This is a genomic window from Streptomyces sp. NPDC056734 (assembly GCF_042790455.1).
In the GTDB taxonomy this organism is placed as follows: domain Bacteria; phylum Actinomycetota; class Actinomycetes; order Streptomycetales; family Streptomycetaceae; genus Streptomyces.
Map to the genome: position 1 here is coordinate 2233 of NZ_JBHTZD010000018.1, position 14657 is coordinate 16889.

At 68.9% G+C, this 14657-nt stretch carries 13 protein-coding genes, 1 pseudogene and 1 riboswitch; of the genes and pseudogenes, 10 read left to right on the forward strand and 4 right to left on the reverse strand.

All coding sequences use genetic code 11. The features are described 5' to 3' along the window. Both ACFRFC_RS26245 and ACFRFC_RS26250 read right to left on the reverse strand, forming a co-directional pair. A pseudogene (locus ACFRFC_RS26245) lies at window positions 1–294 on the reverse strand (hypothetical protein); the annotation flags it as partial. Between the two features lie 191 nt (window positions 295–485). Next, window positions 486–695, reverse strand: a complete 210-nt coding sequence (locus ACFRFC_RS26250; RefSeq protein WP_382692044.1) for a hypothetical protein — start codon at window positions 693–695, stop codon at window positions 486–488. Window positions 696–826: 131 nt separating this feature from the next. Between ACFRFC_RS26250 and ACFRFC_RS26255 the strand changes: the two genes are divergently transcribed. Beyond that, window positions 827–1801 (forward strand): carbohydrate kinase family protein, encoded by a 975-nt coding sequence (locus ACFRFC_RS26255; RefSeq protein ID WP_382692045.1) that lies wholly within the window; start codon window positions 827–829, stop codon window positions 1799–1801. A 32-nt stretch (window positions 1802–1833) separates the two neighbouring features. On the opposite strand, the gene ACFRFC_RS26260 is transcribed toward ACFRFC_RS26255, so the two are convergent. Further along, a complete protein-coding gene (locus ACFRFC_RS26260) occupies window positions 1834–3210 on the reverse strand; it encodes a cysteine desulfurase/sulfurtransferase TusA family protein (RefSeq protein WP_382692046.1) in 1377 nt (458 codons plus the stop codon). A 260-nt stretch (window positions 3211–3470) separates the two neighbouring features. Here ACFRFC_RS26260 and coxB point away from each other — a divergent pair, with 260 nt between their 5' ends. The 4 genes from coxB to ACFRFC_RS26280 all read left to right on the forward strand — a co-directional run bounded on the left by coxB (window position 3471) and on the right by ACFRFC_RS26280 (window position 8136). Further along, window positions 3471–4463, forward strand: a complete 993-nt coding sequence (gene coxB, locus ACFRFC_RS26265; RefSeq protein ID WP_382692047.1) for a cytochrome c oxidase subunit II — start codon at window positions 3471–3473, stop codon at window positions 4461–4463. Then, window positions 4460–6202 carry a cytochrome c oxidase subunit I gene (gene ctaD / locus ACFRFC_RS26270; RefSeq protein ID WP_382692048.1) on the forward strand — a complete coding sequence of 581 codons (1743 nt, stop codon included), beginning with the start codon at window positions 4460–4462 and terminating at the stop codon, window positions 6200–6202. Before coxB ends, ctaD begins: the two co-directional genes overlap by 4 nt. Next, a complete protein-coding gene (locus ACFRFC_RS26275) occupies window positions 6199–6597 on the forward strand; it encodes a cytochrome c oxidase subunit 4 (RefSeq protein ID WP_382692049.1) in 399 nt (132 codons plus the stop codon). The genes ctaD and ACFRFC_RS26275 overlap by 4 nt, the downstream gene beginning before the upstream one ends. Before the next feature lie 129 nt (window positions 6598–6726). Beyond that, window positions 6727–8136, forward strand: a complete 1410-nt coding sequence (locus ACFRFC_RS26280) for an Ig-like domain-containing protein (RefSeq protein WP_382692050.1) — start codon at window positions 6727–6729, stop codon at window positions 8134–8136. A gap of 115 nt (window positions 8137–8251) precedes the next feature. Here the strand turns inward: ACFRFC_RS26280 and ACFRFC_RS26285 are convergent, their stop codons facing one another. After that, window positions 8252–8653, reverse strand: a complete 402-nt coding sequence (locus ACFRFC_RS26285) for a hypothetical protein (protein ID WP_382692051.1) — start codon at window positions 8651–8653, stop codon at window positions 8252–8254. A 208-nt stretch (window positions 8654–8861) separates the two neighbouring features. Here ACFRFC_RS26285 and ACFRFC_RS26290 point away from each other — a divergent pair, with 208 nt between their 5' ends. From ACFRFC_RS26290 to trpD, 5 genes are all read left to right on the forward strand, one after another. Next, a complete protein-coding gene (locus ACFRFC_RS26290; protein WP_382692052.1) occupies window positions 8862–9482 on the forward strand; it encodes a heme-copper oxidase subunit III in 621 nt (206 codons plus the stop codon). Between the two features lie 77 nt (window positions 9483–9559). Then, window positions 9560–10372, forward strand: coding sequence for a c-type cytochrome (locus ACFRFC_RS26295; RefSeq protein WP_382692053.1), 813 nt, complete (start codon window positions 9560–9562; stop codon window positions 10370–10372). After that, window positions 10369–11424 carry a Rieske 2Fe-2S domain-containing protein gene (locus ACFRFC_RS26300; RefSeq protein WP_382692054.1) on the forward strand — a complete coding sequence of 352 codons (1056 nt, stop codon included), beginning with the start codon at window positions 10369–10371 and terminating at the stop codon, window positions 11422–11424. The genes ACFRFC_RS26295 and ACFRFC_RS26300 overlap by 4 nt, the downstream gene beginning before the upstream one ends. Then, window positions 11421–13055: a cytochrome bc complex cytochrome b subunit gene (locus ACFRFC_RS26305; RefSeq protein WP_382692055.1), complete on the forward strand. Its 1635-nt coding sequence runs from the start codon at window positions 11421–11423 to the stop codon at window positions 13053–13055. The genes ACFRFC_RS26300 and ACFRFC_RS26305 overlap by 4 nt, the downstream gene beginning before the upstream one ends. Before the next feature lie 171 nt (window positions 13056–13226). Beyond that, window positions 13227–14291: an anthranilate phosphoribosyltransferase gene (gene trpD, locus ACFRFC_RS26310; protein WP_382692056.1), complete on the forward strand. Its 1065-nt coding sequence runs from the start codon at window positions 13227–13229 to the stop codon at window positions 14289–14291. Between the two features lie 88 nt (window positions 14292–14379). Next, window positions 14380–14496: riboswitch (SAM riboswitch) on the forward strand. The last annotated feature ends 161 nt before the right edge of the window (window positions 14497–14657 follow it).

The following is a 14657-nucleotide window of genomic DNA, read 5'->3' on the forward strand; positions in this document are numbered from 1 at the left end:
CTGGACCGGCTCGCCCTGCCCGATCGGCTCGGCCGTACTGTCCCTCTCGGTCCGCTCGACCACCTCACCCTGCCCGACCGGCCCGCCCTCCCCGACCGGCTCGGCCGTTGCGCCCACCGTGCCTGCCCTGCCCGCCTCGCCCCTCTCCGTCCCCTCCTCTGCCGTGCCCGCCTCGCCCGCCACGGAGCCCCCGACTCCACCGGACACTCCGCCGGACTCCACCACACCCTCCACATCAGGCCCGGCCCCAGGCTCCCGCTCCGGCTCGGGTATGTCGGGTCGCTCGGTGTTCACCGCATCGCTCCTTCGGCCGCGCAGGCTGTCCCGGATGCCCCGGCCCTGCCGATCTAGGGCCACTGGGGTGGGCGTGTGCCCGATCCCCCGGACAGGGGACGCCGATGGGACGCGGCGGGGAAGCGCACGGTTCCCGGCGCGCGCGCCGGGGCCGCCGGAAGGTCCGGTTCCGCCAGGAGGTGCGGGGTGTCTCAGTCGCCGTAGTCCGACATGGCGTCCAGCAGCCGCGCCGACCCCGGCGGCACGGTCACGCCATGGATCAGCGCGGGCGGGACCGGGCTGGTGGCGCCGCGCCGCGGTACCGGGTAGTGCGGGGCCATCCGGGCGCAGTCCCCGCGCAGCGACGCGAGGTCGCCTTCGAGGTCGGCCGGAGCGGGGGAGTGGACCCTGAGGTTCGTCATAACGGCACCGTAGGCACGCCGGAGGGCGCGAAGAAAGATCTACTATCGGGTAGTTTTGGCTGCTTCAGCGGCGCCCGGCGGAACCGGTAGCGTTGACTGTCACTTGCCGTCCACCGAGGAGCGTCCTCGCCGTGCGCATCGCAGTCACCGGCTCCATCGCCAATGACCACCTCATGACCTTCCCCGGCCGCTTCGCCGACCAGTTCGTCGCGGACCAGTTGCACACGGTCTCGTTGTCCTTCCTCGTCGACAAGCTCGACGTCCGCCGTGGCGGGGTCGGCGCCAACATCGCCTTCGGCATGGGCCAGCTGGGCACCCGGCCGATCCTGGTCGGCGCGGTCGGCGCCGACTTCGACGAGTACCGCGCCTGGCTGGACCGGCACGGCGTCGACACCGACTCGGTCCGGATCTCCGAGACCCTGCACACCGCCCGCTTCGTCTGCACCACCGACGCCGACCACAACCAGATCGGCTCCTTCTACACGGGCGCGATGAGCGAGGCCCGGCTGATCGAGCTGAAGACCGTCGCCGACCGGGTGGGCGGCCTCGACCTGGCGCTGATCGGCGCCGACGACCCGGAGGCGATGCTCCGGCACACCGAGGAGTGCAAGACCCGCGGCATCCCGTTCGCCGCCGACTTCTCCCAGCAGATCGCCCGGATGAACGGGGAGGAGATCCGGATACTGCTGGACGGAGCCGCGTACCTCTTCTCCAACGAGTACGAGAAGGGACTCATCGAGTCCAAGACCGGCTGGAACGACGAGGAGATCCTCGGCAGGGTCGGCCACCGGGTCACCACGCTGGGCGCGCGCGGCGTGCGGATCGAGCGGAAGGGCGAGGACCCGATCGAGGTCGGCTGCGCGGAGGAGGAGCGCAAGGCCGACCCCACCGGCGTCGGCGACGCCTTCCGCGCCGGGTTCCTGTCCGGGCTGGCCTGGGGTGTCTCCCTGGAGCGGGCGGCCCAGGTCGGCTGCATGCTCGCCACGCTGGTGATCGAGACCGTGGGCACGCAGGAGTACCAGTTGCGCCGGGTGCACTTCATGGACCGCTTCACCAAGGCGTACGGACACGAGGCCGGGGACGAGGTCAGGGGGTACCTGGGCTGAGTCCCGAGGGCTTCCCTGAAGAAAAGGGGACGTCAGCTGGTCCGGCGGACCACATAGACCGTCCCCTTCTCCGCCGTCTCCTCCCCCACGTACTCCTGCCCCCGCATCTCGCACCACGCCGGAATGTCCAGGCGGGCCGCCTCGTCGTCCGCCAGCACCCGGACCGTGCCGCCGACCGGGACCCGCCCGATCACCTTGGCCAGTTCGATGACGGGGAGCGGGCACAGCTTGCCCAGGGCGTCCACCACCAGCGTGTCCTCGTGCACGGCGGTGGTGGGCGCCGCGGTGGCCAACTGTTCGCGGACACCCGCCACCGCCCCCGGCAGCACCTCCAGGAACCGCTCCACCTCCCCCTCCTGGGCCCCGAGCGGCAGCGACACCCGTACGTTCCCCTCGCTCAGCACCCCCATCGCCCGCAGCACATGGCTGGGCGTCAGGGTGCCGCTGGTGCAGGAGGAGCCGGAGGACACCGAGAAGCCCGCCCGGTCCAGCGCGTGCAGCAGGGCCTCGCCGTCGACATAGAGACAGGAGAAGGTGACGATCCCGGGCAGCCGCCGCCGCGGATCGCCGACCACCTCCACGTCCGGCACCAGCAGAGGCACCCGCGCCCGGATCCGTTCCGTCAGCTCCCGCAGCCGTACCGCCTCCCCGGCCGCCTCGGCCCGCACCGCCCGCAGCGAGGCCACCGCCGCGACGATCGCCGGGAGGTTCCCGAAACCGGGCGCCCGCCCCGACTCCCGTTCGTCCGCGGGCCCTTGGGGCGCGAACCGCACCCCCTTGCGCACCACCAGCAGCCCGACCCCGGCCGGACCGCCCCATTTGTGCGCACTGGCCGTCAGCAGCGACCAGTCCCCGTCCACCCGCCCCCACCCCAGCGACTGCGCCGCGTCCACCAGCAACGGCACCCCCGCCGCCCGGCACACCCCCGCCACCTCGGCCACCGGCTGCGCGGTCCCCACCTCGTGGTTGGCGGACTGGAGACAGGCCAGCGCGGTGTCCGGCCGCAGGGCGTCGGCGTACGACCGGACACCCACCGCGCCCGTCCGGTCCACGGCGACGGAGGTGACGGTCCCACCCCCGGCCTCATGCGCTTCGGCCGAATGGAGCACGGACGAATGCTCGACCGCTGACACGATCAGGTGACGGCCAATGCGCCTACGCCCGGCCAGCGCACCCGCGATCCCCGTATGCACCGCCCGCGTCCCGGACGAGGTGAACACCACCTCGTCCACCCGGCACCCCACCGCCTCCGCGGCGGCCTCCCGAGCCGCGTCGAGCAGCATCCGCGCCCGCCGCCCCTCCCGGTACAACCGCGAAGGATCGGCCCACCCGTCATCCACCGAGGCGAGCAACGCCTCCCGCGCAACAGAATGCAGCGGAACCCCAGAGGCAGCGTCGAAGTAACCCATACGGCAACGGTAGATCGCCGGGCGAAACCGACGCCGCAAAGGGGCGCGGGGAACTGCGCGACCAGCCCCCACACACCCGCACCGGCCAATCAAGCGAACCGCCGGAGGTACAGGGCACCCCTCCCCGCGAACCGTCGGAGACCGTCGGCTAGGGTTTGGTCCGCATAAACATCCAAACCCCTGCCCGACGCAGGGCGGCGACCGACCAGCGAGGCAGGCCGCAGCCAACCGCGCGGGCGAGACTCTCGGGAAGGCGCTACGTGAGTCCCAACGGCTCCGACCTCCCCCACAGCCTGAAGGGCGTGGGAGGTACCCCCAAGCCGCGGCGCCCGATGCGGCGGAAGCTGCTTCAGGCTCTGACCGCGGGCCTGGTCCTCGCGACCGCCACCGGTTGCACATGGGAGGACTTCCCCCGCCTGGGCATGCCCACCCCGGTCACAGAAGAGGCTCCGCGGATCCTCTCCCTGTGGCAGGGATCATGGGCTGCCGCGCTCGCCGTCGGCGTGCTGGTGTGGGGCCTCATCGTGTGGAGTGCGATTTTCCACCGGCGCAGCCGCACGAAGATCGAGGTCCCTCCGCAGACCCGGTACAACGTGCCGATCGAGGCCCTCTACACGGTCGTACCGATCATCATCGTGTCGGTCCTCTTCTACTTCACCGCCCGCGACGAGACCAAGTTGCTGAGCCTGAAGGACGAGCCCGACATCACGGTCAACGTGGTCGGCTTCCAGTGGAGCTGGTGCTTCAACTACATCGAGAACGTCGAGGGTTCCACCGGCGACGCCAAGACCGCCGAGGAACTCGACGCGATCCCGACGCGCTACAAGGAGGACTTCCCGGACAACGCCGGCGGCGTCTACTCCTGTGGCACGCCCGGTGAGACCAACCCGCAGACCGGCAACCCGGGCCCGACGCTGTGGCTCCCGGAGGGCAAGACGGTCCGCTTCGTGCTGACCTCCCGGGACGTCATCCACTCCTTCTGGGTGGTGCCCTTCCTGATGAAGCAGGACGTCATCCCGGGCCACACCAACGCCTTCGAGGTGACCCCCAACCAGGAGGGCACCTTCCTCGGCAAGTGCGCCGAGCTGTGCGGTGTCGACCACTCCCGGATGCTGTTCAACGTGAAGGTCGTCCCCGAGGCGCAGTACGAGCAGCACCTGAAGGAACTGGCCGAGCAGGGCCAGACCGGTTACGTGCCCGCCGGCATCGAGCAGACGCAGGCCGAGAAGGACCGGGAGTCGAACCAGCTGTGAGCATCATCAACGAACCCCAGGGCGGAGCGGCGCCGGCGCCGGTCTCGCACTACGCGGACGAGTTGCCGGTGAGGCGCAGGCAGCCCGGCAACGTGGTGGTGAAGTGGCTGACGACCACCGACCACAAGACGATCGGCACGCTGTACCTGGTCACGTCCTTCGCGTTCTTCTGCATCGGTGGCGTCATGGCGCTCCTCATGCGCGCCGAGCTGGCCCGTCCGGGCCTGCAGATCGTCTCGAACGAGCAGTTCAACCAGGCGTTCACGATGCACGGCACGATCATGCTGCTGATGTTCGCGACGCCGCTGTTCGCCGGATTCGCCAACTGGATCATGCCGCTCCAGATCGGCGCCCCCGACGTGGCGTTCCCGCGCCTGAACATGTTCGCCTACTGGCTCTACCTGTTCGGCTCGCTCATCGCGGTGGGCGGTTTCCTCACCCCGAACGGCGCGGCGAGCTTCGGCTGGTTCGCGTACTCGCCGCTGTCGGACGCGGTCCGCTCGCCGGGTCTCGGCTCCGACATGTGGATCATGGGTCTGGCCTTCTCCGGCTTCGGCACCATCCTCGGCTCGGTCAACTTCATCACCACGATCATCTGCATGCGCGCCCCCGGCATGACGATGTTCCGGATGCCGATCTTCACCTGGAACGTGCTGCTGACCGGTGTGCTGGTCCTGCTCGCCTTCCCGGTGCTGGCCGCCGCTCTGTTCGCCCTGGAGGCCGACCGGAAATTCGGTGCCCATATCTTCGACGCCGCCAATGGCGGGGCCTTGCTATGGCAACACCTCTTCTGGTTCTTCGGCCATCCAGAGGTCTATATCATCGCGCTGCCATTCTTCGGCATCATCAGTGAGGTCATCCCGGTCTTCGCCCGCAAGCCGATGTTCGGCTACCAGGGCCTGATCGCCGCGACCATCGCGATCGCCGGTCTGTCCGTGACGGTGTGGGCCCACCACATGTATGTCACCGGCGGTGTGCTGCTGCCGTTCTTCTCCTTCATGACGTTCCTCATCGCCGTCCCGACCGGTGTGAAGTTCTTCAACTGGATCGGCACGATGTGGAAGGGCTCACTGTCCTTCGAGACACCGATGCTCTGGGCCACCGGCTTCCTGATCACCTTCGCCTTCGGTGGTCTGACCGGTGTCATCCTGGCCTCGCCGCCGATGGACTTCCATGTCTCGGACTCGTACTTCGTGGTGGCCCACTTCCATTACGTCGTCTTCGGCACCGTCGTCTTCGCGATGTTCTCCGGCTTCCACTTCTGGTGGCCGAAGTGGACCGGCAAGATGCTGGACGAGCGGCTCGGCAAGATCACCTTCTGGACGCTGTTCGTCGGCTTCCACGGCACCTTCCTGGTCCAGCACTGGCTGGGCGCCGAGGGCATGCCCCGCCGGTACGCCGACTATCTGGCGGCCGACGGCTTCACCGCCCTGAACATGGTCTCCACGATCAGCTCCTTCGTCCTCGGCGCGTCGATACTGCCGTTCCTCTACAACGTCTGGAAGACCGCCAAGTACGGCAAGCCGGTCGAGGTGGACGACCCCTGGGGCTACGGCCGCTCCCTGGAGTGGGCGACCTCCTGCCCGCCGCCCCGGCACAACTTCCTCACCCTGCCGCGGATCCGCAGTGAATCCCCGGCGTTCGACCTGCACCACCCCGAGATCGCCGCGCTCGACCAGCTCGGCCACGGCGGTTCCGGGGCCAGCGCCATCGCGGGCGGCAAGGAGGCCGGGAAGTGAAGATTCAGGGCAAGATGTTCATGTGGCTGAGCGTCTTCGTCCTCGCCGTGGCGGTCGTCTATGGCGTGTGGTCGAAGGAGCCGGCCGGTACCACGGCCCTCTTCCTGGCCTTCGGCCTGTGCATCATGATCGGCTTCTACCTGGGCTTCACCGCCCGGCGGGTCGACGTGGGTGCCCAGGACAACGAGGAGGCCGATGTCGCGGACGAAGCCGGTGACGTGGGCTTCTTCAGCCCGCACAGCTGGCAGCCGCTCGCCCTCGGCGTCGGCGGCGCGACCGCGTTCCTCGGCATCGCGGTCGGCTGGTGGCTGGTGTACTTCGCCGCCCCGATCATCCTGATCGGGATCTGGGGCTGGGTCTTCGAGTACTACCGCGGCGAGAACCAGACGCAGTAGCGCTCACCGGACGGCCAGGAGCCCGGACCCTCCGTCAGGAGGGGCCGGGCTCCTGCATTTGCGCGGGGTCCGTCCCCCGCACGGCTCACTGAACGCGCCGGACTCGCCGGGGCTTCTTATTTTGAAGCCATGAGCACCTCCCCGCACACCCGTTCCGTCGTCAGCTGCGCGCTGCTGGTGATGGCCCTCGGCGTGACCGTCACCGCCTGCGGCAGCGACGGCAACCCGCTCGCGGCCACGCCGTACGACGCTGCGGATCAGATCTCCTTCAGGGGCGCCACGAGCGCCGGGGGCGCCAAGAGCGCCAAGGACAGCACGAGTGCCGACCCCAGCGAGGGCGCCGAGGCAAGCGCCGGCGCCAAGGCCGAGAAGGCCGGACAGAAGAAGCCGAACACACCGGAGAAGCCGACAAAGGGGAGCAAGAGCAAACCCCTGCCGGCCGACCCGTCCAAGCCGCTCGACATCACCGTCGACGGCGAGGGCAACCGCATCACCGACGTCACCGCCGTCGACGGCGCCGGTCGCTATCTCGCGGGCGAACTCTCCGCCGACGGGCGCCGCTGGCACAGCACCTCCCCGCTGGCCGCGGACGCCCGCTACACGGTCCGGGTGAGCACCGAGAACGCGGACGGCAAGCCCGGCCGCAAGACCCACACCTTCGACACCGGCCAGCCCCGCACCAAGACACGCATGGACGTCTGGTTCGGCCCGGACCCGGACCCGGACCCCTACGGCGTCGCCCAGCCGGTCATCGCCGAGCTGAGCGAGCCGGTCGCGGACAAGGCGCAGCGCGTCATCGTGGAACGCGGTCTGAAGGTGACCTCGAAGCCCGCGGTGGAGGGCGCCTGGCACTGGGTGAACGACCAGGAGCTGCACTACCGCCCCAAGGAGTTCTGGCCCACCAACGCCACCGTCAGGGCGAACAGCAACCTCAAGGGCATCAAGATCAGCGACCGGCTGTGGGGCGGCAAGGCCGAAACGCTGAAGTTCACCACCGGTGACAAGCTGATCGCCGTCGCCGACGCCGCCTCGCACTGGATGACGATCTACCGCAACGACGAGGAGATCAACTCCATCCCGATCACCACCGGCAAGCCGGGCTACGAGACCCGTAACGGCATCAAGGTGATCCTGGGCCAGGAGTACTTCGTCCGGATGCGCGGCTCCAGCGTCGGCATCTCGGCGAGTTCCTCGGAGGGATACAACCTGCCGGTCTACTGGGCCACCCGGGTCACCTGGAGCGGCGAGTACGTGCACGCCGCCCCCTGGTCCATCAGCGACCACGGCTACCGCAACGTCAGCCACGGCTGCGTCGGCATGAGCACCGGGAACGCCGCCTGGTTCTTCGAGACGTTCACCACGGGCGACGTCGTCGAGGTCATCAACTCCTACGGCGACTACATGGAGCCCTTCGGCAACGGCTACGGCGACTGGAACCTCGACTGGAAGGACTGGCGCTCCGGCAGCGCCCTCCTGGGCGGCACCCCAGAGGGCCCGAAGCCGGAGGACGCACTGCGACTCCGTCCAGAACAGGTCTGACCGAACGACCGTGGCTTGCAGACGCCGGGGACGGCAACGCCCGAAGGGGCGCGGGGAACTGCGCGAGCAACCCCCCACCACCCGCACCCGCGCACCGGGCGACGCACCCCGCTCCCTAGGCGCTCTGCAATTTACGGTTACGCAGCAGCGAGGCCAACGCCGAGGCAAACTCCACCGGATCCACCGGCAGGGTCACCGCGGCGTCGGCCCGCGACCAGGTCGCCAGCCACGCGTCCTGGGGCCGCCCCATCAGCAGCAGCACCGGCGGGCACTCGAAGACCTCGTCCTTCAGCTGCCGGCACAGCCCCATGCCGCCCATCGGCGTGGCCTCGCCGTCCAGCACGATCACATCGATCCCGCCCCTGTCCAGCTCCGTCACCACCGCCGCGGCCGTCGCGCACTCCAGGTACTCGACGGGCGGCACATCGGGCGCGGGCCGGCGCCCGGCGGCGAGCCGCACCTGCGCGCGGGTGGTGGAGTCGTCGCTGTAGACCAGCACCGTGGCGGTCGGCTGCATGCTTCCTCCGTGACATCGGCGACATCGGCGTCGTACGGCCGTAACGGGCGCTGCCCGATGCCGCGGATGCTACTCCCTCCCACCCGCCGTCAACACCTGTGGGAACCCGCCCGTGATCGTCATGCGATCGGCCATCCGGGCAGTACACACGCTGCGAACACTCCGAACGGCACCCCCGGGAGTGAGGGCGGGATAAGCGACCGACATAATGTCGGTCGTGGCGACAGCAACGACAGTAGAAACCGGGCACGCGCACCCGTCGGTCAATCGGCCGAACCTCACCAGCGTCGGAACGATCATCTGGCTGAGTTCCGAGCTGATGTTCTTCGCGGCCCTCTTCGCGATGTACTTCACCCTGCGATCGGTGACCGGTCCCGAATTCTGGAGCGAGCGGGCGGACGCCCTCAACTTCCCGTTCTCGGCGGCCAACACCACGATCCTGGTGCTCTCCTCCCTCACGTGCCAGCTCGGCGTGTTCGCCGCCGAGCGCGGCGATGTGAAGAAGCTCCGGATGTGGTTCATCGTCACCTTCATCATGGGTGCCGTCTTCATCGGCGGTCAGGTCACCGAGTACACCGAGCTGGTCAAGCACGAGGGCATCTCGCTCTCGTCCGACGCCTACGGCTCGGCGTTCTACCTGACCACCGGCTTCCACGGACTGCATGTGACGGGCGGACTCATCGCCTTCCTGCTGGTCCTCGGCCGCACCTACGCGGCCCGGAAGTTCACCCATGAGCAGGCGACCGCGGCCATCGTCGTGTCCTACTACTGGCACTTCGTCGATGTCGTCTGGATCGGCCTCTTCGCCACGATCTACATGATCAAGTAGCCGGACCCGTGCCCCGCGCACGCTCCCGCATTCCAGAAGCAGCATCGACGCAGAAGATCCTGACACCGGGGTAATCCGTGAAAAAGCTCTCCGTACGACGACGCCATCCGCTGGCGGCGGTCGTCGTTCTCCTCCTCGCGCTGGCGGCCACTGGGGGGCTGTACGCCACGTTCGCGCCCGCGGACACGGCGCAGGCCGATGAGACCGCCCAGTCCCTCGCCATCGAAGAGGGCAAGAAGCTCTACGCCGTCGGCTGCGCCAGCTGCCACGGCACCGGCGGTCAGGGCACCTCCGACGGTCCGAGCCTGGTCGGCGTGGGCGCGGCGGCCGTCGACTTCCAGGTCGCCACCGGCCGGATGCCGGCCGCGACGTCGCAGGGCGTCCAGGTGCCGGAGAAGAAGAACATCTACTCGCAGGCCGAGATCGACCAGCTCGCCGCGTACATCGCGTCCTTCGGCGCCGGTCCCACGGTCCCGACCGAGGAGCAGTACGGCCCCGAGGGCGCGGACATCGCCGCGGGCGGGGAGCTGTTCCGCAACAACTGCGCGCAGTGCCACAACTTCACCGGCAAGGGCGGCGCCCTGACCCAGGGCAAGTACGCGCCGTCGCTGGAGGGGGTCGACCCGAAGCACATCTACGAGGCCATGCAGACCGGCCCGCAGAACATGCCGTCGTTCCCCGACACCACGCTGACGGAGCAGAACAAGAAGGACATCATCGCCTACCTCGACGCGGTCAACAGCTCCGACACCGACAACCCGGGCGGCATGTCGCTGGGCGGGATCGGACCGGTCGCCGAGGGCCTCTTCGCGTGGATCTTCGGCCTCGGCGCGCTGATCGCGGTCGCCGTCTGGGTCGCCGCTCGGACCGCAAAGGCCAAGAAGTCATGAGTAGCCAAGACATTCCAGAAGAGAACCTGCCGGCTGAGCAGGTCGCGCACGGCGCGGTCTCCGTCGCGGACGAGAAGGACCCGTTCGCCGACCCCGGGCTGCCGCCCCACGAGCCCCGCATCCAGGACATCGACGAGCAGGCCGCCAAGCGGTCCGAGCGCGCGGTCGCCTTCATGTTCACGCTGTCGATGCTGGCCACCGCCGGTTTCATCGCGTCGTACGTGGCGATCCCGCACGACAAGTCGATCTTCGTCTTCCCGATCGGGCACATCAACGCGCTGAACTTCGCGCTGGGCCTGACCCTGGGCGCCGCCCTGTTCCTGATCGGCGCGGGCGCGGTCCACTGGGCCCGCACCCTGATGTCGGACCACGAGATCGCCGACGAGCGGCACCCCATCGCCGCCGCCCCGGAGGTCAAGGCGAAGGTCATGGAGGACTTCCGGCAGGGTGCCAAGGAGTCCGCGCTCGGCCGCCGCAAGCTGATCCGCAACACCATGTTCGGCGCGCTGGCCCTCTTCCCGCTCTCCGGTGTCATCCTGCTGCGTGACCTCGGTCCGCTGCCCGGGACCTCGCTGCGCCACACCCTGTGGAAGGCCGGCAAGCTCCTGGTCAACATGAACACGAACGAGCCGCTGCGCCCCTCGGACGTGGCCGTCGGCTCGCTCACCTTCGCCATGCCCGAGGGCCTGGACGAGCACGACCACGACTTCCAGACCCAGATCGCCAAGGCCGCCCTGATGATCGTCCGGCTCCAGCCGGAGGACATCAAGGACGCCCGCGAGCTGGAGTGGTCGCACGAAGGCATCGTGGCGTACTCCAAGATCTGCACCCATGTCGGCTGCCCGATCTCGCTGTACGAGCAGCAGACGCACCACGTGCTGTGCCCCTGCCACCAGTCCACCTTCGACCTCTCCGACGGCGCCCGGGTGATCTTCGGCCCCGCCGGTCACCCCTTGCCGCAGCTGCGGATCGGTGTGAACGACGAGGGCTATCTCGAAGCGCTCGGCGACTTCGAAGAGCCCGTCGGTCCTGCTTTCTGGGAGCGCGGATGAGCACTACGACCACCAACGAGACCAGGCGCGGGAAGGCGCCCGCTGGCGAGCGGGTCGCCGACTGGGCGGACGGCCGGCTGGGGATCTACTCCCTGGCCAAGGCCAACATGCGCAAGATCTTCCCGGACCACTGGTCCTTCATGCTGGGCGAGATCTGCCTCTACAGCTTCATCATCATCATCCTGACGGGTGTCTATCTCACGCTGTTCTTCCACCCGTCGATGACCGAGGTGGAGTACCACGGCTCCTATGTCCCGCTCCAGGGACAGCTGATGTCCGAGGCGTTCAACTCGACCATGCACATCTCCTTCGATGTGCGCGGTGGTCTGCTCATCCGGCAGATCCACCACTGGGCGGCGCTGATCTTCCTCGCCGGCATGTTCGTGCACATGATGCGCGTGTTCTTCACGGGCGCGTTCCGCAAGCCGCGTGAGATCAACTGGCTGTTCGGGTTCCTGCTGTTCGTGCTGGGCATGTTCACCGGTTTCACCGGCTACTCCCTCCCGGACGACCTGCTCTCCGGCACCGGTGTCCGCTTCACCCAGGGCGCGATCCTCGCGACGCCGATCGTCGGCACGTACATCTCGTTCTTCCTGTTCGGCGGGGAGTTCCCGGGCACCGACTTCGTGGCCCGCTTCTACTCGATCCACATCCTGCTGCTGCCGGGCATCATGCTCGGGCTGGTGGTCGCCCATCTGATCCTGGTCGTCTACCACAAGCACACGCAGTACGCGGGCCCCGGCAAGACCAACAAGAACGTCGTGGGCATGCCCCTGATGCCGGTCTACATGGCCAAGGCCGGCGGCTTCTTCTTCCTCGTCTTCGGTGTGATCGCGGTCGTCGCGGCGGTCGCGCAGATCAATCCGATCTGGGCGATCGGCCCCTACCGGACCGACATGGTCTCCACGGGCGCCCAACCGGACTGGTACATGGGCTTCGCCGAAGGTCTGATCCGGTTCTTCCCCGGCTGGGAAGTGAACTTCTGGGGCCACACCCTGGTCCTGGGCGTGTTCATCCCCCTGGTGCTGTTCGGCGCGGTCCTGATGGCCCTCGCGTTCTATCCGTTCATCGAGTCCTGGATCACCGGGGACAAGCGCGAGCACCACATCCTGGACCGGCCGCGCAACGCCCCGACGCGCACCGCGTTCGGCGTCGCCTGGATCACGATGTACATGATCACGCTGGTCGGTGGTGGTAACGACCTGTGGGCCACCCACTTCCAGCTGTCGATCAACGCGGTCACCTGGTTCGTCCGGATCGGCTTCTTCGCCGGACCGATCTTCGCGTTCATCATCACCAAGCGGATCTGCCTGGGCCTTCAGCGCCGGGACCGCGAGAAGGTGCTGCACGGGCGGGAGACCGGCACCATCAAGCGGCTGCCGCACGGTGAGTTCATCGAGGTCCACCAGCCGCTCAGCCAGGAGCAGCTGCACACCCTCACCGCGCACGACCAGTACGAGCCGGCCGAGGTCGGCCCGGCGACCGACGAGAACGGGGTCGCCCGCAAGGTGAAGGCGCCCGACAAGCTCCGCGCCAAGCTCAGCAAGGCGTACTACGGCGAGGGCTCCCAGATCCCGAAGCCGACCGTCGAGGAGTACAAGGAGATCACGAGCGGCCACGGCCACCACTGATCACCTGATATCACCGCGTTCGCCACGCACCGAGGCCCCGTTCCGCACGCCGGAGCGGGGCCTCGTCCGTTGCGTGGACGGGCGACCTCGCGAGAGCCTCGGCTGGATAGGGTGGACCCGCATCGACACGACCCGTCCCGACGCGTGCGGGACCTCACCCAGGAGCGGCTGATGAGCGCTGTGACCCCCGCTGGAGGCGACACCGCGGCGGGCCGTTCCTGGCCCGACGTACTGAATTCGCTGCTGTACGGCCGTGACCAGAGCGCCGAGGCCACCGCCTGGGCGATGGACCGGATCATGCGCGGCGAGGCCACCGACGCCCAGATCGCCGCCTTCGTGGTGGCACTGCGGGCCAAGGGCGAGACCGTCGAGGAGATCAACGGTCTGGTACGGACCATGTATGAGCACGCCAAGGTGATCGAGGTGCCCGGCCGCACGGTCGACATCGTCGGCACCGGCGGCGACGGCGCCAAGACGGTGAACATCTCCACCATGGCCTCAATCGTGGTGGCCGGCGCGGGCGCCACCGTCGTCAAGCACGGCAACCGGGCCGCGTCCTCCGCGTCCGGCGCCTCCGACGTGCTGGAGAAGCTCGGCGTCAATCTGGAGCTGACCCCGTCCCGGGTGGCCGAGGTGGCCCAGGAGGCCGGGATCACCTTCTGCTTCGCGGTCAGGTTCCACCCGGCGCTGCGGCACGCGGGCGCGGCCCGCGGCCAGCTCGGCATCCGTACGGTGTTCAACATCCTCGGTCCGCTGACCAACCCGGCCCGGGTGCGCGCCCAGGCCGTCGGGGTCGCCGACCCCCGGATGGCGCCGGTCGTCGCGGGCGTCTTCGCCGAGCGCGGCAACTCCTCGCTGGTCTTCCGGGGCGACGACGGCCTCGACGAGCTGACCGTCACCGCCACCTCCCGGGTCTGGGTGGTGCGCGACGGCAAGGTCACCGAGGAGACCTTCGACCCCCGGGACGTCGGCCTCGACCTGGTCCCGGTCGACGCCCTGCGCGGCGGCGACCCGTCCTTCAACGCGGAGGTCGCCCGCCGGCTGCTGGACGGCGAACGCGGTCCGGTCCGCGACGCCGTGGTGCTCAACGCCGCCGCCGCGCTGGCCGCCCTGGACCCCACCGGGGAGCCGCTCACCGAGCAACTGCGGGCCGGGATGGCGCGGGCCGAGCGGTCCATCGACTCGGGGGCGGCGAAGCGGACGCTGGAGCGGTGGGTGGCGGCGAGCAACGCCTGAGGGGCCGGCACGGTGTGACGCAGGGCGCAGTCCAGATGACGGACTGCGCCCTTGCGTGCACATGATCGTATGGCAGGATGTTGGACCAGGTCATGAGCGACAGCCATCAGGCCCCGGCCGGCTGTCCGGCAACCCTCCGTCCGTGGCGGGGTGCCCCGGGTGAAGACCAGGCCGTAGGCAGCGAGGTCTGCGGCAAGCGCGGACCCCTCGTGTCACCAGGGGTCCTGGTCGTCGAGGAGCCTTCCGTGAGCAAGCGAATGCGATAGGGCCGCAGAGCCCCGCCTCCGCGATCCCTTTCTGTCTTCATCGCCGCGCTTGAGCGTGTTCGTTGTTCGCTCGCGTGGGGAATTCCGCCTGCCTGTACGG